Here is a 20,267-nt window from a genome sequence, read left to right as displayed (position 1 = left end):
CGGACGGGATGAGTCAGGCACGGCGGCACATCGGGGTGGCGGAGCGACGTGCCCGGCTGGTGGCCCGGCACCGGTTGGCGGCGGAGGCGCGGGCCGGGAGCCCGGAGGAGGTCGCCGACGCGCTGGTGGCGCTGCACGGCTCGGATCCGGCAACGGTGTACCTGGCCATAGGGGCGCGGCTGGCGGAGCCGGCGGCGACGGTGGCGCAGACGGAGCGGGCGCTGTACGCGGACCGGTCCCTGGTGCGGATGCACGCCATGCGGCACACGGTGTTCGTCTTCCCGACCGCGCTGACCGCGGTGGCGCACGCCTCGACGAGCCTGACGGTGGCGGCGCGGGAGCGGGCGTCGCTGCTGAAGAACATGGCGAAGGTGGGTGCGCCGGACGCGGTGTGGCTCAAAGAGGTCGAGGAGTCGACGCTGGCGGTGCTGGCCCGGCTGGGCGAGGCCACGGCAGCGGAGCTGGCGCGGGAGGAGCCGCGGCTGCGGGAGCGGTTCGCACACTCGGTCGGGAAGCCCTACGAGGCCATGCATTCGGTGTCGTCGAGGCTGCTTCGGGTGCTCGGCACGGAGGGGAAGGTGGTGCGGGGCCGTCCGCTGGGCTCGTGGACGTCCAGCCAGTTCCGGTGGGCCCTGGCACCGGAGCACCCGGAGCTGGACGGCGGCGAGGCGCGGGCCGAGTTGCTGCGGCGCTGGCTGGCGGCGTGCGGTCCGGCGACCGAGGAGGACCTGAAGTGGTGGACGGGGTGGCGGGTGTCGGACGTGCGGCACGCGCTGCGGGCGATCGGAGCGCGGGAGGTCGCGGTCGACGGGGGCCCGGCGTACGTGACCGCCGGTGACGAGGAGGAGGTGGCCGGCCCGGCGGAACCGTCGGCGGCGCTGCTGCCCGGTCTGGACCCGACGTCGATGGGGTGGCTGCGGCGGGACTGGTACCTGGCGCCGGAGCTGCGGGGCGCGCTGATCGACCGGGCCGGGAACATCGGGGCGACGGTGTGGTGGGACGGCCGGATCGTCGGGGGCTGGGCCCAGCGGGCGGACGGGGAGATGGAGTGGCGGGTGCTGGTGGAGGGCGGTGTGGGCCGGGAGGCGGAGGCGGCGATCGAGCGGTCGGCACGGCAGTTGCGGAGCTGGCTGGGCGACACCCGGGTGCGGCCGCGCTTTCCGGCGCCTCTCGACAAGGAACTCGGCGGATACGTCAAGTGACGCCGGGGGCGGCCGGGGCCTCGACGATCCGTCGGCAGGGCGGCCTCGAACCGCCTACCGGGTGCCGCGCGGACACGGCACCCGGCGCCGGCGTCACCGGCTGTAGCGCATCAGCGCCCGCACCATGTGGCAGGTGGTGTCGGACGGCGGGTGGACGCCGATCTGCTCGGCCGTGCTGCGGATCGTCTCGTTGCGGGCCTGGTTGGGCATGTAGACGCCCGAGTCGAGCAGGGCGATGGCGAGGCGCATCGCCTTGAGACGGCGGTTGTGCGTCATGTACCACTCCCTGGGGCGCCCGGGCGGCAGCGGCTGCTTCACCACGGGCGTGCACGGCAGTTCGAGCAGGACGGGTCGCTTGGCGGTGGACTGGGTGGGCAGCGGCTTCACCTTGGTTGCGGCAGCGGGCACGGGCATCCTCCTGTCGCGGTCAGGGCCCTCACCGGACACCCCGGCGGGACCCTCGAACACTGCTTCTATTCTACCGGTCACCACTGACAAAAGCCCCTGGCCACAGGGGCTTTGAGGCCGTCACGCGAGCACCTCGGGCCTCATGGGGATCCGGGTCGACCGGGCCCGTGGCGCGGGCCCGGAAGGAGTCCGTCACGGCCGCGGGGGCGCGGCGAACGCCGTCACGGCCGGAGGGCCGAGGCGGGCCCCGGCTTGCACGGTTCGCGGTGTGTGTAGACCGTGGGCGGGAAGCCGGTGGCGGACTCGGGCACGAACGCGTCGTACGGGCGGCCCGGCTCGATGCGGTCGCCGCAGCGCCCGCAGCTCACCCAGTGACGTAACGTCAGCCGGTTCAGCAGCCGCCCGGTCTCGCACAGTGTGGGGCGGTGAGCGCAGTGCCCGCAGCTCTGGACGTGGTCGAAGAACCCCGAGTGGGCGCGGCGGCCCGTGCAGGGGCGGCAGGCGCGGGGGAACCAGCGCTCGGGTGGTTCCCGCTCACCGAGGTCGACGGCCGACTCCGCGTTCAGCGCGTACCCGCACCAGACGCAGGTGGCGCCCCGCCGCTGGCCATCGTCCAGTTCCTGCTGGGCGGGCAGCTTCAGGGCGGCCAGCGCCTCGGACGTGATCTCCAGGGTGCCGTTCACCGGGCCGTCTCCGCTCGGTGGTGGGGGCAGGCGCACGGCGGGTAGTACGTTCCCGGCCTGGCCGGGAGCGAGCCGGGCGCCGGCGGCACGAGGCGCGGGCCGGTGTCGGCGGTGATCGTGCCCGCTCGGTTCACGGTGTAGACGCGAATCGTCAGGCCGCCAGGCTGCCGGCCGGTGTGAGGTACCTGATCGCGCTCTGCCATTGCGGCGCGTGGTGTGCTACTTGTGGGCACTGTCGGCGCTCCTCGTCAGCGTTGACCACGCCCCCGGACCTAGCCCGTCGCGGGGGTCTGTGGCTTCCATGCGGCAGTCACACGGCGGCACCGCTGTACGACATCCGCATGTGACGATCGGCCACACTCGGGTGCTGCCACGGACCACGACGTGTCCTGCCTCGCGCAGCGCTTTGTTCACTGCCCCGCAGTAAAAGCAGGCTTCGCCATGCAGGCGGGCGATGATCACGTCCCCACTGACGACCGTGGGCACGATGTGGAGCACGTCGGGCATGCCCGCCTCCATCCGCTGGGTTCTGCGCGTGCAACAGATGGTGGGGGCAGGAGAAGACCACAAGTACCCCTGTCAGGGGTAGCCGAGGACGCCTGCTACGTAGCGGCGCACCACTCGGCGAAGTTGGTGAGGCTTTCGGAGTCGGCTCGCTTCAGTCGACGTAGGGTGGCGGCGTCCTCACGGACCCAGCGGTGTTCTCGGGTGTGCTGAGGAGCGATGTGACGGGCCACTTTGAGAGATTCGAAGGCGTCGTCGGACAGCCCTGCCCACAGCTGGGCGCGCGCCAGCTCGATGTAGAAGCCTGAGCGCCGCTCAGCCGGAAGGTCCTTCGGCGGCTTCCACTCCCTGGCCACGTCCAGGGCACGGCCGACATGGTCGTCTCCGAGGCTGACAGCGACGGACACCTCGTGGATCCGCACGGAATCCGGACCGAACGCGGTGCCGTAGTAGACGTCCTCACGGACGCGGTCCGCCAGAGCACGGGCTTCGCTGAGGTGGTCGGTAGCCGCCGCATCGTCGCGCGCCCGGCCTGCGACGACGGCAGCCCTCATGTGCAGAGTGCCCGCCACGGCGGCTTCGGCCGACGTGGACGGGGCAGGAACGGCATCCACAGCCTGCTGCAACGCACGCAGTCCAGCGGCATGTAAGCGGGCTGCGAGGAAGGTCTCTGTCCGGACGTACGCGACGGATGCCGTCAGGAGCGGATCACCCGACTCGGGCACTGCCCAGCGCATGAGGTCGATCAGACGAGCGGAGAGATCCCGGGCGCCGAACTTGTAGGCGACGGCGTCGGCGGACCGGCAGGCGCTGACCAGCAGACTGGCAGCCTCGGCGCGCTCACTGGCGACCGCACCATGGTAGGCGCGGGCAAGCTCGGTCAGCAGGTCGGGCAGCTCTCGGGCGATGCGGGAGTATTGCGCGCCCAGCCTCCAGGTCACGGCCTGGCTGACCGCCGTCCGCAGCTCCTGTACAGGGCGGACGAAGCCGTCGTCCGGAAGGTCGTACGCGGCGATGGCAGCCGACAAATCAGGAAGCGCGTCGCGTACGCGGGTGTGTGCCGGGCTGCGATCGGTGCGCAGGCTGCTGGAGTCGACGCCGAGCGCGGCAGCGATGGCTTCGAGGGTGGCCTCGGTAACGCCTCGTTCGCCTCTCTCGATCTTCCGGATGGTCCCGAGTGCGACACAGGACATATCGGCAAGCTGCTGTTGCGTCAGCTTCGGCCGCCTGACGCTGCGATAATAGGCGATCCTTCGGCCCACTCCGCCATCGGTGTTCGCGGCCATGACATCTCCGTTCGACGCACCCGCTTCGGACCGTACTCGCACGGGGGCGCCACGCGTACAGGAACGGCCTCACCAACCCCCGTCCGGGTGGGGCTTGTTCATCAGCCCCCCACGATGGTTCGAAGCTCCATGAGGCTGTCGATGCACCAGTCGGCTGCGGCCACCACCTCCGGGTCACCCGCCCACAGATGCCCCCACGGCCCGCGCCGCAGGTGCGCCACACGCAGTCCTGCCGCACGTGCGGGGAAGACATCGTTGGCCGGATGGTCCCCCACATACACCGTGGCCCTGGCCGGAGCCTGCGCCACCTCCAGCACCCGCTGAAAGAACTCGGGGTGCGGCTTGGCCACGCCCCACTCCCCCGACGTGACAACAAGGTCGGCGGGCAGGCCCAGACCTCGCAGCAGTTCACCTGCCCGGACCGTCTGGTTGCCCGCGATGACGACGCGCGCGCCAGCTGCCCGGAGGGCGGCCAGGGCGGGGCGTACGTCTTCATGCAGGTCGCTGTCGTCGAGGTACTCACCACGGCCGGCCGCCTCGCGCGCACGGTACTCGGCGGCCACGTCGATCCCGGGCCGCATCAGGCGGAGAGCCTCGGCATTGTCCAAGCCGCGGGCGACGACGGCGCCGACGAGCGCGGAGAGCGTGTGGCGCGGGACAGACAGCCAGTCTGCCCAGGAAGCCCAGTACCGGTCGTCTCGGGTGATCGTCTCGCCGATGTCCAACACGATGGTCTCAATCACCTTGCGAGCGTACGGCTCCCTTTCCGGTGCGGGCCCGCCGCGGGAACGGGGGTGCGGCGCTCTGCCGCGCCCCTGTCGGCGGCCCGGCACAAAGCCCCTGGCCACAGGATCCGTCTGGCCGTGCCGCCGGTACCGTGCCCCCCATGGAGATCTGGATCAACCCCGCCTGTTCCAAGTGCCGGGGCGCGCTCACCCTGCTGGACGCCGAAGGTGCCGACTACACCGTGCGCCGGTATCTGGAGGACGTGCCGAGTGCCGAGGAGATCCGGGAGGTCCTCGCGCGGCTCGGGCTCGAACCGTGGGACATCACCCGCACCCAGGAGCCCGCGGCGAAGGAGCTGGGGCTGAAGGAGTGGCCGCGCGACGACGCGTCCCGGGAGCGGTGGATCGGAGCGCTGGCCGAGCACCCCAGGCTGATCCAGCGGCCCATCATCACGGCGGACGACGGTTCGGCCGTGGTCGCCCGCTCCGAGGACGCCGTGCGCGACGCGCTGTCCCGGAAGTGAGTCCGATCCTGGCGGCCAGGGGCCCAACTGCCGCGTGACTCACGTCACTTCACCGACTCCTGTCACCGGCTGAGTCATCCCGTTCGGTATCTCGTACATAGCGGCGTACGCTCCCCTACCTCTTCAGGAGGCGCGCATGTCGCGCAGGAGAACGCTCAGCAAGAAGAAGAAGCTCGCGCTGCTGGTGACCGCGGCGACGATGGCCGGAGGCGGCGCTTTCGTCCTGGCGAGCACCTCGAACGCCGCCCCGCCGGCGCAGACCGCGGCGGAGTCCACCGTCTGCCAGGGCCTGGCCACCGCGCTCGGCAACAACGAGCGGTTCATCGAGGGACAACGGGCCGCCCCGGACGCCCAGTCGGAGGCTCGGATCGCCAACCGGCAGGCGGTCATCGAGCAGATCAAGGTCCAGCAGAAGGCGTCGGGCTGCGTCGTGGGGGAGTCGGCTCAGGACTCCCAGGCGGCGCAGAACGGCGGTCAGGCCGAGCAGGGCGGTCAGGCCGGACAGGGCGGCGAGGGCGACCAGGCCGGGCAGGGCGGCCAGCAGGCCGCGCCGTCCGAGCCCGCCCAGAACGCGGGAAACGCCGGCGGTGCCGCCACCGGACAGCAGGTGTGCAACGGATCCACCGTCACCCTCTCCGGCGAGGGCGGTGCGCCCGCGGCGTCCAGCAACCAGTTCCCGGCCGGAACCCGGCTGAAGGTGACCAACCTCGACAACGACAAGTCCACGACCGTCGAGGTGACCTCGGTCTCCGGCAGCTGTGTGCTGCTGAACAACGCGGCCTTCGAGCAGGTCCGCGAGCCGGGCAAGTTCCTGATCCGCCGGGCGCTGATCGAGAAGGTGGGGTGATGCTCAGGACGACGATGTAGCGCAGTCGCTCAGAAAGTCGCTCAGGCGGCGGCCCAGGGCCGGGGAGGCGCCTTGGGGCAGCGCGTGGTGCGAGACGCCGGGCAGGATCTCCGTCTCGGCATCGCGCAGCACCTTCCCGGCCCGGGCCGTCACCGCCGAGGCGTCGTGCGTCCTGCTGTTCGCGGCCACGAGCAGCAGGACCGGCAGGTCGAGCGCGCGCAGGGCGTCCGCCGACGGGCGCGGTCCGGTCACCGGCCGGGCCGCCGGGAAGCCGGCCGCCGCCTCCTGCAGACGCAGCCAGTCGGGGTCGAGCTCCGCTCCCCCGGCAGCCGCTCCCCCGGTCTCCCAGGTGAGGAAGGCCCGCACCCGGCGCGGGGTGGGCCGCAGCAGCATCGGCAGGGCACGCAACAGGTAGGCGGCCCGGAACCCGGCGAAGCACTGGGTCGGGTCGAGGAGGACCAGACGGCGCACCCGGCGGGGCGCGTGCAGCGTGTGCTGCAGGGCGATCCAGGCGCCGTAGGAGTGCCCGCAGAGGTCGGCCCGCGCCACGCCCAGCCCGTCGGACAGGGCGTCGAGCCAGGCCGAGAGGTCGGCTGCCGTGCGCAGCGGCCGGTCGCCGCCCCTCGCGCTCAGCCCCGGCGCTCCGACGAGGTCGACGGCGTACACCCGCCGTGTCCGGGCCAGTTCACCGGCCTGTGCGTACCAGGACGCCGAGGTCGCTCCCCCGCCGCCCGGCAGGAGCACCAGCGCGGGCGCGTCGCGCGGGCCGCAGACGTTGACGTGCGTGGTGCCGTACGGGGTGGGCACGTCCAGCGCTTCCCGGTCCGCGGGCCATTTCGCCAGCACCTTGTCGTACGCCGCCCGGAAGGCGTCACCGTCGTGGGCGCTCATCGCCGTACCCCCTATTATTTCGCTGAGCGAGACAGTCGTTTCGAAGATACTCGCTGAGCGAGACAAAGGGGAGCCGGGCATGACAGCCGAACCGTCGGCCGAGGCGATGGAGATCGTTCACCTGCTGCGCGCGGTGACCGTCGAACTCGGCCTGCACAGCGCCCGGTTCGCCCAGGACAACGGCATGCATCCCACCGACGTGCGCGCCCTGATCGCCCTCATGGACGCCGCGCGCGCGGACGAGGAGCTCACGGCCGGGCGGCTCGGCGCGGCGCTCGGGCTGAACTCGGCGGGGACGACCGCGCTGATCGACCGCCTGGAGCGGGCCGGGCACGTGCGGCGGGTACGGGGGCGGCGGGACCGGCGGCAGGTGGTCGTCGAGCTGGAGGAACGGGCCGTGGCGCTCGGCCGGGCCCGTTTCGGGCCGCTGATCGAGCGGGCGGTGGAGCTGCTCAGCGGCTACGACGAACGGGAGCGGGCGGCGATCCGAGGGTTCCTGGCGGGCATGCGGGAGGCGGCCGGCGGGGCGGAGTGAACCAGGCCGGCCGACGGACGCGGTGGCGGACGCCGCGGAGTGGTCCCCCGACGGACGCGGTGGCGAGCGTGCGGGAGGCGGACGGCCGGGCAGGAGCAGGAACCGGTCCCCCGACGGACGCGGGCCCCTCCGGCACTCGCCCGCCTCGCACGATCCCATCGCATACGAGCCGCCTCCCCCGGCCGCAGGGGCGGGACAGCAGGGCGGGTCCGTGGGCACCCGCCCTGCCGACTCAACGACGGGGCCGGTGCCCTCACAGCGTGAGCCGGGCCACCGCACCACCAGGTAACACGGGGTTCACACACGAGCAATGGCCGGGAAATCGCCTGTTGACAGGCTCGCGGGCATCAAGCGCGGCGCCCCAGTGCCGCAGCGCCGCAGCACCCGCAAGTGCGTCAGACCCACCCCGAAGGAAGTGGCCCGTGACCTTCAAGGCTGAGTACATCTGGATCGACGGCACCCAGCCGACCGCCAAGCTCCGCTCCAAGACCAAGATCATGGCGGGCGAGCCCGCCGGTCTGGACGCGCTGCCGATCTGGGGCTTCGACGGGTCCTCCACGAACCAGGCCGAGGGCCACGCCTCGGACCGTGTCCTCAAGCCGGTCTTCACCTGCCCGGACCCGATCCGCGGCGGCGACGACATCCTCGTCCTGTGCGAGGTCCTGAACATCGACATGACGCCGCACGAGTCCAACACCCGTGCCGCGCTGGCCGAGGTCGCCGAGAAGTTCGCGGCACAGGAGCCGATCTTCGGCATCGAGCAGGAGTACACCTTCTTCAAGGACGGCTACCCCCTGGGCTTCCCCAAGGGCGGCTTCCCGGCCCCGCAGGGCGGCTACTACTGCGGTGTCGGCGCCGACGAGATCTTCGGCCGCGACGTCGTCGAGGCGCACCTGGACAACTGCCTGAAGGCGGGCCTGGGCATCTCCGGCATCAACGCCGAGGTCATGCCCGGCCAGTGGGAGTTCCAGGTCGGCCCGCTGGCGCCGCTGGAGGTCTCCGACCAGCTGTGGGTGGCCCGCTGGCTGCTCTACCGCACGGCCGAGGACTTCGACATCGCCGCGACCCTGGACCCCAAGCCGGTCAAGGGCGACTGGAACGGCGCCGGCGCGCACACCAACTTCTCCACCAAGGCGATGCGCGAGGGCTACGACGCGATCATCACCGCGTGCGAGTCGCTCGGTGAGGGCTCCAAGCCGCTCGACCACGTCAAGAACTACGGCGCCGGCATCGACGACCGCCTCACCGGACTGCACGAGACCGCCCCGTGGGACAAGTACTCCTACGGGGTCTCCGACCGCGGCGCCTCGGTGCGCATCCCGTGGCAGGTCGAGAAGGACGGCAAGGGCTACATCGAGGACCGCCGTCCGAACGCCAACGTCGACCCGTACCTCGTGACCCGTCTCCTGGTCGACACCTGCTGCTCGGCCCTGGAGAAGGCCGGCCAGGTCTGATCCGGCCCACGGCCGAAGTGAGGGGCGTCCGCCACACCGGCGGGCGCCCCTCACGCCTGTCCCGCCACACCGGCGGTGCTCTGCCCAGGGCAGAAGCCTGTTCCCACCCGCACGGCCGGCCCGGCAGAGTCGGGGCATGAGACTTCTGGTGCTGGGCGGGACGAGGTTCGCGGGACGGGCGCTGGTCGAGGTGGCCGTCGCACGGGGCTGGGACGTGACCGTGTTCAGCCGGGGGCGGGCCCCGGTCCCGGCGGGGGCGCGGACGCTGACCGGGGACCGGACGGCGCCCGGTGGCCTGGCCGCGGCGGCCGGTCCGGCGCACGGGCCCTGGGACGCGGTGGTCGACACCTGGTCGGGGGCGCCCCGCGCGGTGCACGAGGCGGCGCGGCTGCTGCGCGGGCGCGCCGGGCGGTACGTGTACGTGTCGAGCTGCTCGGTGTACGCGTGGGCACCGCCCGCCGGGTACGACGAGAGCGCGCCGGTCGTGGAGGGCGCCGAGCCGGACGCCGAGGGAACCGACTACTACCACGACAAGCGCGGCGGCGAGCTGGCCGCCGTCGACGCCTTCGGCGCGGACGACTCGGTGCTGGTGCGCGCGGGGCTGCTGCTGGGCCCGTACGAGAACGTCGGGCGGCTGCCGTGGTGGCTGACCCGGATGGCGCGCGGCGGGCCGGTGCTGGCGCCCGGCCCGCGCGAGCTGCCCCTGCAGTACGTCGATGTCCGCGACCTCGCGGCATGGCTGCTCGGGGCGGTCGAACAGGGGCTGAGCGGGCCGTACAACCTGATGAGCGCGCAGGGGCACGCCACGATGGGGGAGCTGCTCGACGCGTGCGCAGCCGTCACCGGCTCCGGCGCCGTCCTGCGCTGGGCCGACCCCCGGGTGATCCTCGACGCCGGGATCGAGCCGTGGACCCAGCTGCCGGTGTGGGTGCCGCCCGGCAGCGACCTGCATGACGCGCTGCACTCGGCCGATGTCTCGCGGGCGCTGGCGACGGGGCTGTCGTGCCGGCCGGTGGCGGAGACCGTCGCGGACACCTGGCGGTGGCTGCGGGAGATCGGGGGCACCGCGCCGATGCGCGCGGACCGCTCCCCCAAGGGCCTGGACCCGGAGCTGGAGGCGAAGGTCCTCGCGTCCCTCGGCACTGCCGGGAACGAAAGCTGACGACCCGTACGGCACCGGGGCCGCCCGGCGCAGGGGCGTGCCGCGCGGGCCCGGGGTGTACCTGGCACCACCCCTGACCGGGGGCATCGGGCCAGTGACCGGCGCCGGGGCGGTCGGCACACTGAGGGCATGAAGACCGACACGAGAGACGGCGGGGTCCGGGCGGGTGCCCGGGAGATGCTGCTGACCGTCGCACGGGGGCTCGCGCTGGCCACGGCCATGCTGCCGATCGCCATCATCTGCTTCGTCCTGACCGTCCTGTCCGTGGGGCTGATCCCGATCGGCATCGGGCTGGTCACCACCCCGGCGGTGCTGACGGCGGTGCGGGCCTTCGCCGACGTGCGGCGCCGGCTCGCCGCCGAGTGGTGCGGGGTGGAGATCCGGGCGGCGTACCGGCCGCTGCCCGAGGGCGCCAACCCCTGGACGCGCACCTTCGGGATGCTCCGCGACCCGCAGGTCCGGCGGGACGTGCTGTGGCTGCCGGTGGACATGACGGCCGGGTTCTTCACCGCGCTGCTTCCGGCGGTGCTGGTGCTGTACCCCCTGGAGGGGCTGGCGCTGCCGTTCGGGCTGTGGCGGGCCATGACGGGCGGCGCCTACGGCGAGTACGGGCCGTACTGGTACGGGTTCGTGCCGGTGAGCGGCCAGGCGACCGCGTTCGCGGCCGCGGCGCTGGCCGCGGTCCTGCTCTGGGTGGCCTACCGGTACGCGGCGCGTCTGATGGTCGTCCACTTCCGCCTCACCCGCGCCGTCCTCGGCTCCGGCCAGGCCGAACTCACCGAGCGGGTGCGGGTGCTGACCGAGACGCGGCGGGACGCCGTGGACGTCTCCGCCGCCGAGCTGCGCCGGATCGAGCGCGATCTGCACGACGGGGCCCAGGCCCGGCTGGTCGCGATGGGCATGGACCTCGGCACGGTGGAGGCACTCGTCGAGAAGGACCCCGCGCAGGCCAAGCTGTTGCTGGCGCAGGCCCGCCGGTCCTCCGCGGAGGCTCTCGCCGAGCTGCGCGACCTGGTGCGCGGCATCCACCCGCCGGTCCTGGCCGAGCGCGGACTCGGGGACGCGGTGAGGGCGTTGGCGCTCAGGCTGCCGGTGCCCACGGAGGTGGCGGTGGAGCTGCCCGGGCGGGCGGACGCGCCGGTGGAGTCGGCGGCGTACTTCGCGGCGAGCGAGGTGCTGACCAACGCGGTGAAGCACTCCGGCGCCGACCGGATCTGGGTGGACCTGCACCACGCCGACGGCCTGCTGCGGATCACGGTCACGGACGACGGCCGGGGCGGTGCCGCGGTCGGGGCGGGCTCGGGGCTGGCCGGGGTCGAGCGGCGACTGGGTACATTCGACGGCGTCCTGGCCGTCAGCAGCCCCGCGGGCGGCCCCACCATGGTCACCATGGAGATTCCGTGCGCGTTGTCCTAGCCGAAGACCTGTTCCTGCTGCGGGACGGTCTGGTGCGGCTGCTGGAGGCCTACGACTTCGAGATCGCCGCCGCCGTCGAGTCCGGTCCGGAGCTGGAGCGGGCGCTGGCCGAGCTGTCGCCGGACGTGGCGGTGGTGGACGTACGGCTGCCGCCGACGCACACGGACGAGGGCCTGCAGTGCGCCCTGAAGGCCCGCCGGGCCAGGCCCGGCCTGCCGGTGCTGGTCCTCTCCCAGCACGTGGAGCAGTTGTACGCCCGCGAGCTGCTCGCCGACGGCACCGGCGGGGTGGGCTATCTGCTCAAGGACCGGGTGTTCGACGCGGAGCAGTTCGTGGACGCCGTACGGCGGGTCGCGGCCGGTGGTACGGCGATGGACCCGCAGGTGATCCAGCAGCTGCTGGCCCGGCGCGGCGGGGGCGAGGGCAGGCCGCTGGACCGGCTGACGCCGCGCGAGCGGGAGGTGCTGGAGCTGATGGCGCAGGGCCGCTCGAACGCGGCCATCGCCGGCAAGCTGGTGGTGACCGAGCGGGCCATCGCCAAGCACACCGCGAACATCTTCGTCAAGCTCGGGCTGGAGGTGTCGGACGACGACAACCGACGCGTCCTGGCCGTGCTCGCCCATCTGGACGACGACCGCTGACCTGCACAATTCCCCTGGCCAGTGAGGCAGTTGTGACCCAGCGGGAGCACCGGGTCCGCAGGAAATTTCCGGGGTGGCTGAACACCTCCGGGACGGCGTCCGTATGGGAGGGCGCCGCTTCACTCCTGTCGGGCGCCTCGATGCTGCCCCGCAAGGAAGTCAGAGGAGTTCCATGGGACGCAACACACGTAAACGCCGTTCGTCGATGGCCAACAAGGCCATAGCCGCGTCGGCGGCCCTAGCGCTCGGTGGGGGCGGGCTGATCTGGGCGAACTTCTACGCCTCCGCCCATGAGTCGAACAACGGGTGGAAGCAGAACCAGACGAAGGCCGCCGCCGCCCGGGTGGCGACGATCTCCTGTCCGGATGTGGGTCAGCAGCTGACCGATGTGCCGCAGGGGGCCCGCTCCGGCGTGGCCTGGGAGCTGGCGAACCTCGACAAGCAGATCACCGAGGCGTACGCCCGGCTCTCGTCCACCCGCCGGGCGCAGGCCGGGGATGCGAACTTCGTGCAGAACGCCATCGTCGGCCCGCTCCGGGACAAGCGCATCGCGACGATCGACCGGATCCGCATCAACATCGAGCGGTCCGGCGGCCGGGCCCCGGACAACATGACGCAGTTCGCCGGCTGCACCACCCAGACCGCCGAGACCAACGCCGGCGGGAACGACGGGGGCCAGAACGGCGGCCAGAACAACGGCGGCGGGGACAACAACGGCGGTCAGAACAACGGCGGTCAGAACAACGACGGCGGCCAGCAGGGCGGCATCGGCGGCCAGGCCGGCAACGGCCCCGTCGCCGCGGACTTCGTCGACATCACGAAGGTCCAGCCGAACGTGCCGGCCAAGCCGCGCAAGAACCGCAACGCCTCCACCGGCAGCTTCAGCACCAGCTGCGGTGTGAACGCCAACAAGAACTACAACACCGACAACGTCATCGTGGCGCCCGGCGTGAACAACGGCGCGCACCACACGCACGACTACATCGGCAACCAGAAGATCAACGCCAACTCCAACAACGACACGTTCCTCCAGGGCGGCACCAGCTGCCGGAACAAGAGCGACCTGTCGTCGTACTACTGGCCGGTGCTGCGTCTGCAGGACGGCACCCAGGAGTTCGACCAGAACCAGGACGGCGGCGGCAAGGAGGGCAACGTCGGCCGGATCCTGACCGCCAAGTCGGTCCAGATCAAGTACGTCGGCAGCCCGAAGAGCAAGGTCGTCCCGATGCCGCAGTTCCTGCGCATCATCACCGGTGACGCCAAGACCACCACCAACGGCTTCGCCAACGCCAACGCGCACTGGAGCTGCACCGGGTTCGAGAACAAGGTCCAGCTGACGGAGCAGTACCCGCTGTGCCCGCAGGGCAGCAGCGTGGTCCGGTCGTTCGCGTTCCAGAGCTGCTGGGACGGCCAGAACATCGACAGCGCCAACCACCGCACCCACGTGGACTTCGCGGACGCCAACGGCAACTGCAAGAACGGCTTCAAGGCCATCCCGCAGCTGACGATGCGCCTGGTCTACGACGTGCCGCGGCCGGTCATCGAGAACGGCCAGGTGAAGAACGCCTTCGCGGTGGACGGCTTCCCGGAGCAGCTGCACAAGGCGCACACCGACCACGACGACTTCATCAGCATCACCAAGAACAACCTGGCGAACAAGATCGCCAACTGCATCAACCGCGGCCAGCGCTGCGCGTGACGCGGGCCTGACGGACCGAGAGCCGGCGGTGGGGATCCCCCACCGCCGGCTCTCGTCCGTGCGGGTGCCCGGCTCGGCGCGTGCGGTGCGTGGTGCGCGGCGTCAGCCGACGTGCGCCGAGTGGTCAGTGCCCTCCTCTATGTCCCCGCCGAGGGTCGCGCGCAGCACGTTCACCGTGCCGGTCTCGCCCACGGCGACCCACTTGCGGCCCACGAGGTAGTGGCCGCCGTAGTCCTTGGCGGTGTTGACCCACTCGCGCAGCCCGCGGTCGGTGGCGAAGGTGATCAGTACGAACCTGCCGTCGGCGTTCTGGCAGACGGCCTGGCGGATCTCGTCGGCGTCGGTCTGCATGTCCGGCGCGCACTTCACCTGCGCGGCCAGCCGTTCCAGGCTGCCGGTCGCGGTCTGCGGCACCGGGGCCGCCTCCGGTGTGCCGGACGCGCATCCCGCCAGTGCCAGCACCGCCGCGGCACCGGCCGCGGCGAGCATCGGTCGGGTCACCTTCATGTCTTCCTCCCTGCAGGGGCCTGGACTTGGATACGGCCGCCGCCCGCGGACCGCTCAACGCGCCTCCGCCGACGCGTCCCCCTCCGACGCGCCCCTCTCCGACGCGTCCCCGGGCCGACGCGTCCTCCACGGGCGTGCGACCCTGGCCCGGTGAATCAGGACTGGGAAGACCGTGTGGCCGCCGCCTGGGCCACGTACGACGATTACACCGAAGAGACCGCTCCCGAGTTCCGGGCGCTGATCGGTGCGCTCGCCGACGAGTTGCCGCGGGAGCATCCGTTCGCCCCGTTCGAACGGGCCTGCGCCTGGGACTCCACCGGGCATTCGGACAAGGCGGTGCCGCTGTACCGGGAGGCGCTCGCCCTCGGGCTCGACGGCTACCGGGGCCGGCGGGCGAGGATCCAGCTCTCCAGCTCCCTGCGCAACCTCGGCCGCGCGCAGGAGGGAGTCGAACTGCTGACGCCCGAACTGGACGGCCCTTCGGACGAGTTGGACGACGCGGTGCGAGCCGTGCTCGCGCTGTGCCTGTCCAGTCTGGGCCGCGACCGCGAGGGGCTGTCCCTGGTGCTCGGCGCGCTGGCCCCCCATCTGCCGCGCTACCAGCGGTCGATGGCGCACTACGCGCGGGCGCTGGTTCACCCGGAGGACTGAGTCGTCCGGGTGCCGGTGACCAACGCCCGCCGCGCTCGTTCTGAGGGACGTGCAGTCACAGGATGTCGCCCAGCGCCCCGCCTCCGGTTCCGGACCCGGTCCCCGCGCGGACCGGGTCGTCGACGTCGAGCAGGCCGAGGCCGCGCTCGTCGAGCACTATCCGCGTCTCGTCCGGCTCGCCTACCTGGTGCTGCCGTCGGGCCTCGGCCGCGGCCGGCGGGTGCTGACCGCCCACGCCCTGGCCCAGCGGGCGCTGCCCAGGGGCCGGTCGGCGGTGCCGGTCATCCCGTCCCAGTCGGCCGACCGGGACGGCGACCCCGGGTACGCCTTCGTCCGCCGGCGGGTGGTGCGCTCGGCGCTGGAGGCGGGGCTGCCGCTGATGCGCGTGGCCCGGCCCAAGCGTGCGCAGCTGCCGCCGCTGCTGCCACAGGTGTGGGGGTTGCGGCTGTTCCCGCGCTCCGGCGGTGCCGACGAACTCGCGCTGGACCAGCGGCTGGCCGCCCTGTCCGGCCCGGGCCGGGCGGCGTACGTCCTGCGGGGTCTGGAGAGGCTGCCGGACGGTGCGGTGCGCGAGGTGCTCGCCGGGTGCGGTGTCGAGGACGCGGACGCGGCGCTCGCCGAGGCGGACGCCGTCGGCGCGGACCACGCGCTGCTGGAGTCTCCCGAGTTCGACCCCTGTTCGCTGCAGGCGCGGCCCACCGACCTGATGCGCCGCCGACGGCACGCCAAGGCCGCCCTCGCCGCGGCGGCCGCCCTCGCGGTGTGCGGGGCGCTGATCGCGCTGCCCGGCGGCGGCTGGGGCGCCGACGGCGCCGCCGCCCCGTCGTACGCGCGCAACCCGGCGGCCGAGGCGGCGCTCGACCCGGGCCGGCTGGTGAAGGTCTCCCCCGTCGCCTGGAAGACCTCCTCGCGCACCGACTTCTCCGTCTGGCCGGCGCGCGGCGAACTCACCGGTGACACGGCCCTGTTGCGGCGGGCCCTGGCCGTCTGGGCGCGGCCCGGGGAGCGGGTGCGCGTCTCGGCGACCACCGGCACCCCGTCGGGCGGCCCGGCCGGACCGCCCCAGCTGCTGTACGCGGGGGCCGTCGACCGGGCACGCGTGGTGATCCTCTACGACGGTCTGCGGATCGCCCGCTACGCCGAGCCGAAGGACGGTACCGCCGGGGCGGCGCTGGACTTCGCGCGGGTCGACGGCGCGGCGGGCGCCGAGGCGAGCGCGATGGTGCTGGCCCGGACCGACGGCAACGTCCGCTATCTCACCGCCCCCTGGGTGACCGGGGTGGCCGAGCGGGACCTGTCGAAGCCCGGCGCCGGGGAGATGGACCTGACCCTGGCCCAGGGTGTCACCTCGCCGATGTCCAGCCCCGCCACCCGCTCCGGCGCGTGCACCACGTGGAACGTGCTGCGGGTGACCGACGCGCGGGGCTCGCACCTCCTCAGCGACCTCGGCGAGCTGGTACCGGCGCGGCTGACCACCGGCCGGCCGGGTGCGGCGAAGGACGTGACGGGCGCGGAGGCGCTGCGTACGTGGGCGCCGTTCGCCTGCTCGCTGGGCACGGTCCGCGGGCTCGGGGTGCGCAGTGTGAACGCCTGGCGGTACGCGAGCCAGCCGCTGCCCGACGGGAGCGGGACCGGCAGCTGGGTGTGCACCAGGGCGGAGACCTGGCGCGGGGACGGGACCCGGGCGCAGGCGCAGTTCGCGGTGCCGGGCGGGCTGTTCGGTGCGGTGGCCGCGCAGGCCGGGGACGTCCCGGCGTGCGGTCCGCGCGATCCGCACGTCCTGGCCGGGGTGCTGTGGAAGTCGGAGGGCGGGTCCTGGTACCTGCTCGCGGCGGGCGACAAGGACACCGAGTCGATCCGGGCGACCGGTGGGGTGAAGGGGTCCGGCGACGGTCATCTGCTGGCGCTGCCGGCGAAGCAGGGGGCGCAGGCCGGGCTGGCGGGCACCCTGGAGGGCGGCGGGGCGATCAGCGCGCTGAAGTGAACGATCAGCGCTGAGGTGAACCGCGCGGCCCGGCCCGTGAAATGGGCGCCGCACGGGGATTCCCCCTGGGTCTACCCATCAGTACATTGACAACATGTCTAACAAGGCGGAGCGGATACCGCTCACGGCGCGGAAGGTGTCCTTCTCCTGGGAGGACACCCCGCTGCACTGGGTGCCCGGGGACCCGTTCACCACGCACACCATCAACGTCCTGCACCTGCTGCTGCCGGCCGGCGAACGCTGGTTCGTGCACGTCTACCGGCAGGTGCTGCCGTACATCCGCGACGACCGGCTGCGCGAGGACGTCATCGGGTTCATCGGGCAGGAGGCGATGCACTCCCAGGCCCACGACGAGGTGCTGCCGCACCTGCGCGAACAGGGCCTGGACCCGACGCCCTACACCGCGCAGGTGGACTGGATGTTCGAGAAGCTGCTCGGCGACCGCACCCTGCCACCGGGCCGGGCGCGCCGCTGGTGGCTGATGGAGCGGGTGGCGCTGATCGCGGCCATCGAGCACTACACCGCGTTCCTCGGCGACTGGGTGCTCAACGCCGCGGAACTGGACCGGCGCGGCGCCGACCCCACCATGCTGGACCTGCTGCGCTGGCACGGCGCGGAGGAGGTCGAGCACCGGTCGGTCGCCTTCGACCTCTTCCAGTACGTGGACGGCGGCTACCGGCGCCGGGTGCGGACCTGGGCGCTGGCGTTCGCGACGCTGGTGTTCCTGTGGCAGCGCGGGGTCCGGTTCTTCATGGCGAACGACCCGACGCTCGACGACGGCCGGGCCGGCTTCAAGGACTTCTACCTGCGGGGCCGACGCGGCACCCTGCCCTCGACCGGCGCGCTCCTGCGCTCCGTCCCCCGCTATCTGAGCCGTACCTACCACCCGTCCCAGGAGGGCTCCACCGCCCAGGCCGTCGCCTACCTCGCGAGCTCCCCCGCCGCGCTCGCCGCACAGAAGAGGGCCGCGTGATGCGCAAGCCGCTCGCACTCGCCGTCGCCGCGGGGACCGTACCGCTGGTCAGGCGCGCCCTGCGGCGCCGGATCGAGGACTCGCCGCTGTGGCCGATGCCCGCCCTGCCCGAGCCCGTCTCCGGCCGGCCGCGCTCCCGGGCGCTGCGGCTGCGGATCGCCTCGCACGACAGGATCGCCGACGGGGTCGTACGGCTGCGCCTGGAAGGGCACGACCTGCCCCGCTGGGAACCCGGGGCGCACCTCGACCTGGTGCTGCCGTCCGGACGGGTCCGCCAGTACTCGCTGTGCGGGGACCCGGCGGACACCTCGTCGTACACGGTCGCCGCGCGGCTGGTCGAGGACGGGCGGGGCGGCTCCCGCGAGGTGCACGAACAGCTGCGCGAGGGCGGGGAGATCGAGGTGCGCGGGCCGCGCAACCGTTTCCCGCTGGCCGCCGCCGACTCCTACGTCTTCGTCGCGGGCGGCATCGGGATCACCCCGGTCCTGCCCATGCTGCGGGCCCTGCCGGAGGGCACCGCGTGGCGGCTGCTGTACTGCGGGCGCAGCCGCGCGTCGATGCCGTTCCTCGGGGAGGTCGAGGAACTGGCGGGCGAACGGCTCACGCTGGTCGCCGAGGACGAGGTGGGGCTCCCCGACCTCGACGCGCTGTTCGCGCGGCTGCCCGAGGGGACGGCCGTCTACTGCTGCGGGCCTCAGGGGCTGATGGCGGCCGTGGCCGAGCGGGTGCCCGAGGTGCGGCTGGAGCGGTTCGCGCCCCGCCCGGCGGCCGGCGGCGAGACCGGCTTCGAGCTCGAACTGCGCCGCAGCCGAAGGGTGTTGACCGTGCCGGCGGACCGGAGCGTGCTGGCCGTGGTGCGGGCGGAGCTGCCCGACACCCTCTACTCCTGCGAGCAGGGGTTCTGCGGGACCTGTCAGCAACGGGTGCTGGAGGGCGAGGTCGACCACCGCGACGAGCTGCTCACCGACGGGGAACGCGCCGACTCGATGCTGATCTGCGTCTCGCGGGCGCGCGGCGGACGGCTCGTCCTCGACCTGTGAACAGCCCCGGGAGGTCCGGCCGGTGCGCGGCCTGATCCGATCGGTAAGGTGTTCGCATGAGTACCGGGGTTCGCCGCAGAATGGGCGTCGAGGAGCGGCGGCAGCAGTTGATCGGCGTCGCGCTCGAACTGTTCGCCCGCCGTTCCCCGGACGAGGTCTCCATCGACGAGATAGCGACGGCCGCGGGCATCTCGCGGCCGCTGGTCTACCACTACTTCCCCGGCAAACTCAGTCTGTACGAGGCCGCGCTGAAGCGCGCGGCGGACGACCTGGCGAGCCGGTTCGTCGAACCGCACGAGGGCCCGCTCGGCGCCCGGCTGCTGCGGGTGGTGCGGCGCTACTTCGACTTCGTCGACGACCACGGGCCCGGCTTCGCCGCCCTCATGCGCGGCGGCCCGGCGGTGCCCGCCGACGGCGTCGGCACCCGGGAGCACGTCTCCACCACCAACGCGCTCATCGACTCCGTGCGGCAGCGGGCCTACGAGCAGATCCTGGCGCACCTGGGGATCGGCGACCCGCCGGCCCGGCTGGAACTGGTGGTGCGTTCCTGGATCTCGCTCGCCGAGTCCACGGCGCTGCTCTGGCTGGACGGGCGTCGCATCCCGCGCGGGGAGCTGGAACTGCAGCTGGTGCACGACTTCGCCGCACTCGCGGCGGTGAGCGCGGCCTATGACGACCGGACGCGCGACCTGCTGCGCCCGGCCCTGAAGAACGAGCCGGGTGACGGTCCCTTCGGGGACCTGGTCACCCGGCTCGTCGCTCTGGCGTCCTAGGACGGCTTCAGATCTCCGCCTTCCGGTAGGAGGGGTCGAGGTCGCGGACCTCGGCCGACAGGTGGAGCCGCACGCCGTCCGCCGGTTCGAGGTGCTTGCGCAGCACCTCCAGCACGGCCTCCGTGAGCCTGCCCTTGGTCTCGTCGCTCCGGCCGGCGAGCAGGGCGAGCGTGACGTTCACGATGGCGTGCCCGTCGGCTTCCTCCCCGACGGCCTCGTCCTCGGTGCGCAGGACCCGGGTCTTGCACGCCTCGATCCGTGCGGCAGCCGTCCCGACGACCACCGGGTGCAGCGCGAGCGCGACCTGCTCCCAGTCGACGTGGTCGAGACGCCCGGACCGTTCGATGGTGATCTGCGGCATG

Annotated in this window: 21 protein-coding genes; 14 read left to right on the top strand and 7 right to left on the bottom strand. The window is 72.8% G+C overall.

Annotation, left to right across the window (positions count from 1 at the left end; genetic code table 11):
• Positions 1-8: 8 nt before the first annotated feature.
• Positions 9-1,202 carry a winged helix DNA-binding domain-containing protein gene (locus AC3ET3_RS05190; RefSeq protein ID WP_435611698.1) on the top strand — a complete coding sequence of 398 codons (1,194 nt, stop codon included), beginning with the start codon at positions 9-11 and terminating at the stop codon, positions 1,200-1,202.
• A 93-nt stretch (positions 1,203-1,295) separates the two neighbouring features.
• On the opposite strand, the gene AC3ET3_RS05185 is transcribed toward AC3ET3_RS05190, so the two are convergent.
• The 4 genes from AC3ET3_RS05185 to AC3ET3_RS05170 all read right to left on the bottom strand — a co-directional run bounded on the left by AC3ET3_RS05185 (position 1,296) and on the right by AC3ET3_RS05170 (position 4,826).
• Positions 1,296-1,610 (bottom strand): hypothetical protein, encoded by a 315-nt coding sequence (locus AC3ET3_RS05185; RefSeq protein ID WP_432135662.1) that lies wholly within the window; start codon positions 1,608-1,610, stop codon positions 1,296-1,298.
• Positions 1,611-1,831: 221 nt separating this feature from the next.
• Entirely contained in the window at positions 1,832-2,293 is a 462-nt protein-coding gene (locus tag AC3ET3_RS05180; protein WP_435611697.1) for a hypothetical protein, read from the bottom strand.
• A gap of 602 nt (positions 2,294-2,895) precedes the next feature.
• Positions 2,896-4,083, bottom strand: a complete 1,188-nt coding sequence (locus AC3ET3_RS05175; RefSeq protein ID WP_435611696.1) for a helix-turn-helix domain-containing protein — start codon at positions 4,081-4,083, stop codon at positions 2,896-2,898.
• 101 nt (positions 4,084-4,184) lie between these two features.
• Positions 4,185-4,826, bottom strand: a complete 642-nt coding sequence (locus tag AC3ET3_RS05170; protein WP_435611695.1) for an HAD family hydrolase — start codon at positions 4,824-4,826, stop codon at positions 4,185-4,187.
• 143 nt (positions 4,827-4,969) lie between these two features.
• On the opposite strand from AC3ET3_RS05170, the gene AC3ET3_RS05165 reads away from it, so the two are divergent.
• Positions 4,970-5,332 (top strand): arsenate reductase family protein, encoded by a 363-nt coding sequence (locus AC3ET3_RS05165; protein WP_432135668.1) that lies wholly within the window; start codon positions 4,970-4,972, stop codon positions 5,330-5,332.
• Positions 5,333-5,468: 136 nt separating this feature from the next.
• Complete coding sequence (locus AC3ET3_RS05160) at positions 5,469-6,179, top strand: RlpA-like double-psi beta-barrel domain-containing protein (RefSeq protein WP_432135669.1); 711 nt, start codon at positions 5,469-5,471, stop codon at positions 6,177-6,179.
• Between the two features lie 3 nt (positions 6,180-6,182).
• On the opposite strand, the gene AC3ET3_RS05155 is transcribed toward AC3ET3_RS05160, so the two are convergent.
• Positions 6,183-7,070 carry an alpha/beta fold hydrolase gene (locus AC3ET3_RS05155; protein ID WP_432135670.1) on the bottom strand — a complete coding sequence of 296 codons (888 nt, stop codon included), beginning with the start codon at positions 7,068-7,070 and terminating at the stop codon, positions 6,183-6,185.
• Positions 7,071-7,149: 79 nt separating this feature from the next.
• Here AC3ET3_RS05155 and AC3ET3_RS05150 point away from each other — a divergent pair, with 79 nt between their 5' ends.
• From AC3ET3_RS05150 to AC3ET3_RS05125, 6 genes are all read left to right on the top strand, one after another.
• Positions 7,150-7,605: a MarR family transcriptional regulator gene (locus AC3ET3_RS05150; RefSeq protein ID WP_432135671.1), complete on the top strand. Its 456-nt coding sequence runs from the start codon at positions 7,150-7,152 to the stop codon at positions 7,603-7,605.
• Positions 7,606-8,027: 422 nt separating this feature from the next.
• The gene (gene glnII / locus AC3ET3_RS05145) at positions 8,028-9,059 is read left to right on the top strand and encodes a glutamine synthetase (protein ID WP_432135672.1); all 1,032 of its coding nucleotides are present in this window, start codon (positions 8,028-8,030) and stop codon (positions 9,057-9,059) included.
• A gap of 136 nt (positions 9,060-9,195) precedes the next feature.
• A complete protein-coding gene (locus AC3ET3_RS05140) occupies positions 9,196-10,221 on the top strand; it encodes an NAD-dependent epimerase/dehydratase family protein (RefSeq protein WP_432155772.1) in 1,026 nt (341 codons plus the stop codon).
• A 129-nt stretch (positions 10,222-10,350) separates the two neighbouring features.
• Positions 10,351-11,637 carry a sensor histidine kinase gene (locus AC3ET3_RS05135; RefSeq protein ID WP_432135674.1) on the top strand — a complete coding sequence of 429 codons (1,287 nt, stop codon included), beginning with the start codon at positions 10,351-10,353 and terminating at the stop codon, positions 11,635-11,637.
• Positions 11,622-12,278, top strand: coding sequence for a LuxR C-terminal-related transcriptional regulator (locus AC3ET3_RS05130; RefSeq protein WP_432135675.1), 657 nt, complete (start codon positions 11,622-11,624; stop codon positions 12,276-12,278). The genes AC3ET3_RS05135 and AC3ET3_RS05130 overlap by 16 nt, the downstream gene beginning before the upstream one ends.
• 172 nt (positions 12,279-12,450) lie before the next feature.
• Positions 12,451-13,977, top strand: a complete 1,527-nt coding sequence (locus tag AC3ET3_RS05125; RefSeq protein ID WP_432135676.1) for a DUF1996 domain-containing protein — start codon at positions 12,451-12,453, stop codon at positions 13,975-13,977.
• Between the two features lie 102 nt (positions 13,978-14,079).
• Here the strand turns inward: AC3ET3_RS05125 and AC3ET3_RS05120 are convergent, their stop codons facing one another.
• Entirely contained in the window at positions 14,080-14,484 is a 405-nt protein-coding gene (locus AC3ET3_RS05120) for a hypothetical protein (protein WP_432135677.1), read from the bottom strand.
• A gap of 150 nt (positions 14,485-14,634) precedes the next feature.
• On the opposite strand from AC3ET3_RS05120, the gene AC3ET3_RS05115 reads away from it, so the two are divergent.
• From AC3ET3_RS05115 to AC3ET3_RS05095, 5 genes are all read left to right on the top strand, one after another.
• Complete coding sequence (locus AC3ET3_RS05115; RefSeq protein WP_432155774.1) at positions 14,635-15,135, top strand: tetratricopeptide repeat protein; 501 nt, start codon at positions 14,635-14,637, stop codon at positions 15,133-15,135.
• Between the two features lie 49 nt (positions 15,136-15,184).
• Positions 15,185-17,119 carry a hypothetical protein gene (locus tag AC3ET3_RS05110; RefSeq protein ID WP_435611694.1) on the top strand — a complete coding sequence of 645 codons (1,935 nt, stop codon included), beginning with the start codon at positions 15,185-15,187 and terminating at the stop codon, positions 17,117-17,119.
• A gap of 94 nt (positions 17,120-17,213) precedes the next feature.
• Positions 17,214-18,092: a metal-dependent hydrolase gene (locus tag AC3ET3_RS05105; RefSeq protein ID WP_432135680.1), complete on the top strand. Its 879-nt coding sequence runs from the start codon at positions 17,214-17,216 to the stop codon at positions 18,090-18,092.
• The gene (locus AC3ET3_RS05100; RefSeq protein ID WP_432135681.1) at positions 18,092-19,132 is read left to right on the top strand and encodes a PDR/VanB family oxidoreductase; all 1,041 of its coding nucleotides are present in this window, start codon (positions 18,092-18,094) and stop codon (positions 19,130-19,132) included. The genes AC3ET3_RS05105 and AC3ET3_RS05100 overlap by 1 nt, the downstream gene beginning before the upstream one ends.
• Positions 19,133-19,188: 56 nt before the next feature.
• Positions 19,189-19,905: a TetR/AcrR family transcriptional regulator gene (locus tag AC3ET3_RS05095; protein ID WP_432135682.1), complete on the top strand. Its 717-nt coding sequence runs from the start codon at positions 19,189-19,191 to the stop codon at positions 19,903-19,905.
• 7 nt (positions 19,906-19,912) lie between these two features.
• Here the strand turns inward: AC3ET3_RS05095 and AC3ET3_RS05090 are convergent, their stop codons facing one another.
• The gene (locus tag AC3ET3_RS05090) at positions 19,913-20,266 is read right to left on the bottom strand and encodes a 5-carboxymethyl-2-hydroxymuconate Delta-isomerase (RefSeq protein WP_432135683.1); all 354 of its coding nucleotides are present in this window, start codon (positions 20,264-20,266) and stop codon (positions 19,913-19,915) included.
• Position 20,267: the final 1 nt, after the last annotated feature.

This window comes from Streptomyces sp. bgisy159, from assembly GCF_057707805.1.
This window is presented reverse-complemented; position numbering and strand designations above follow the sequence as displayed.

Bases quoted from the DNA above. Each gene is read 5' to 3' on its own strand.
- AC3ET3_RS05140 (WP_432155772.1), top strand. From the start codon at position 9,196: ATGAGACTTCTGGTGCTGGGCGGGACGAGGTTCGCGGGACGGGCGCTG.
- AC3ET3_RS05095 (WP_432135682.1), top strand. From the start codon at position 19,189: ATGAGTACCGGGGTTCGCCGCAGAATGGGCGTCGAGGAGCGGCGGCAG.
- AC3ET3_RS05100 (WP_432135681.1), top strand. From the start codon at position 18,092: ATGCGCAAGCCGCTCGCACTCGCCGTCGCCGCGGGGACCGTACCGCTG.
- AC3ET3_RS05150 (WP_432135671.1), top strand. From the start codon at position 7,150: ATGACAGCCGAACCGTCGGCCGAGGCGATGGAGATCGTTCACCTGCTG.
- AC3ET3_RS05090 (WP_432135683.1), bottom strand. From the start codon at position 20,266: ATGCCGCAGATCACCATCGAACGGTCCGGGCGTCTCGACCACGTCGAC.
- AC3ET3_RS05175 (WP_435611696.1), bottom strand. From the start codon at position 4,083: ATGGCCGCGAACACCGATGGCGGAGTGGGCCGAAGGATCGCCTATTAT.
- AC3ET3_RS05160 (WP_432135669.1), top strand. From the start codon at position 5,469: ATGTCGCGCAGGAGAACGCTCAGCAAGAAGAAGAAGCTCGCGCTGCTG.
- AC3ET3_RS05105 (WP_432135680.1), top strand. From the start codon at position 17,214: ATGTCTAACAAGGCGGAGCGGATACCGCTCACGGCGCGGAAGGTGTCC.
- AC3ET3_RS05165 (WP_432135668.1), top strand. From the start codon at position 4,970: ATGGAGATCTGGATCAACCCCGCCTGTTCCAAGTGCCGGGGCGCGCTC.
- AC3ET3_RS05120 (WP_432135677.1), bottom strand. From the start codon at position 14,484: ATGAAGGTGACCCGACCGATGCTCGCCGCGGCCGGTGCCGCGGCGGTG.
- AC3ET3_RS05125 (WP_432135676.1), top strand. From the start codon at position 12,451: ATGGGACGCAACACACGTAAACGCCGTTCGTCGATGGCCAACAAGGCC.
- AC3ET3_RS05155 (WP_432135670.1), bottom strand. From the start codon at position 7,070: ATGAGCGCCCACGACGGTGACGCCTTCCGGGCGGCGTACGACAAGGTG.
- AC3ET3_RS05135 (WP_432135674.1), top strand. From the start codon at position 10,351: ATGAAGACCGACACGAGAGACGGCGGGGTCCGGGCGGGTGCCCGGGAG.
- AC3ET3_RS05190 (WP_435611698.1), top strand. From the start codon at position 9: ATGAGTCAGGCACGGCGGCACATCGGGGTGGCGGAGCGACGTGCCCGG.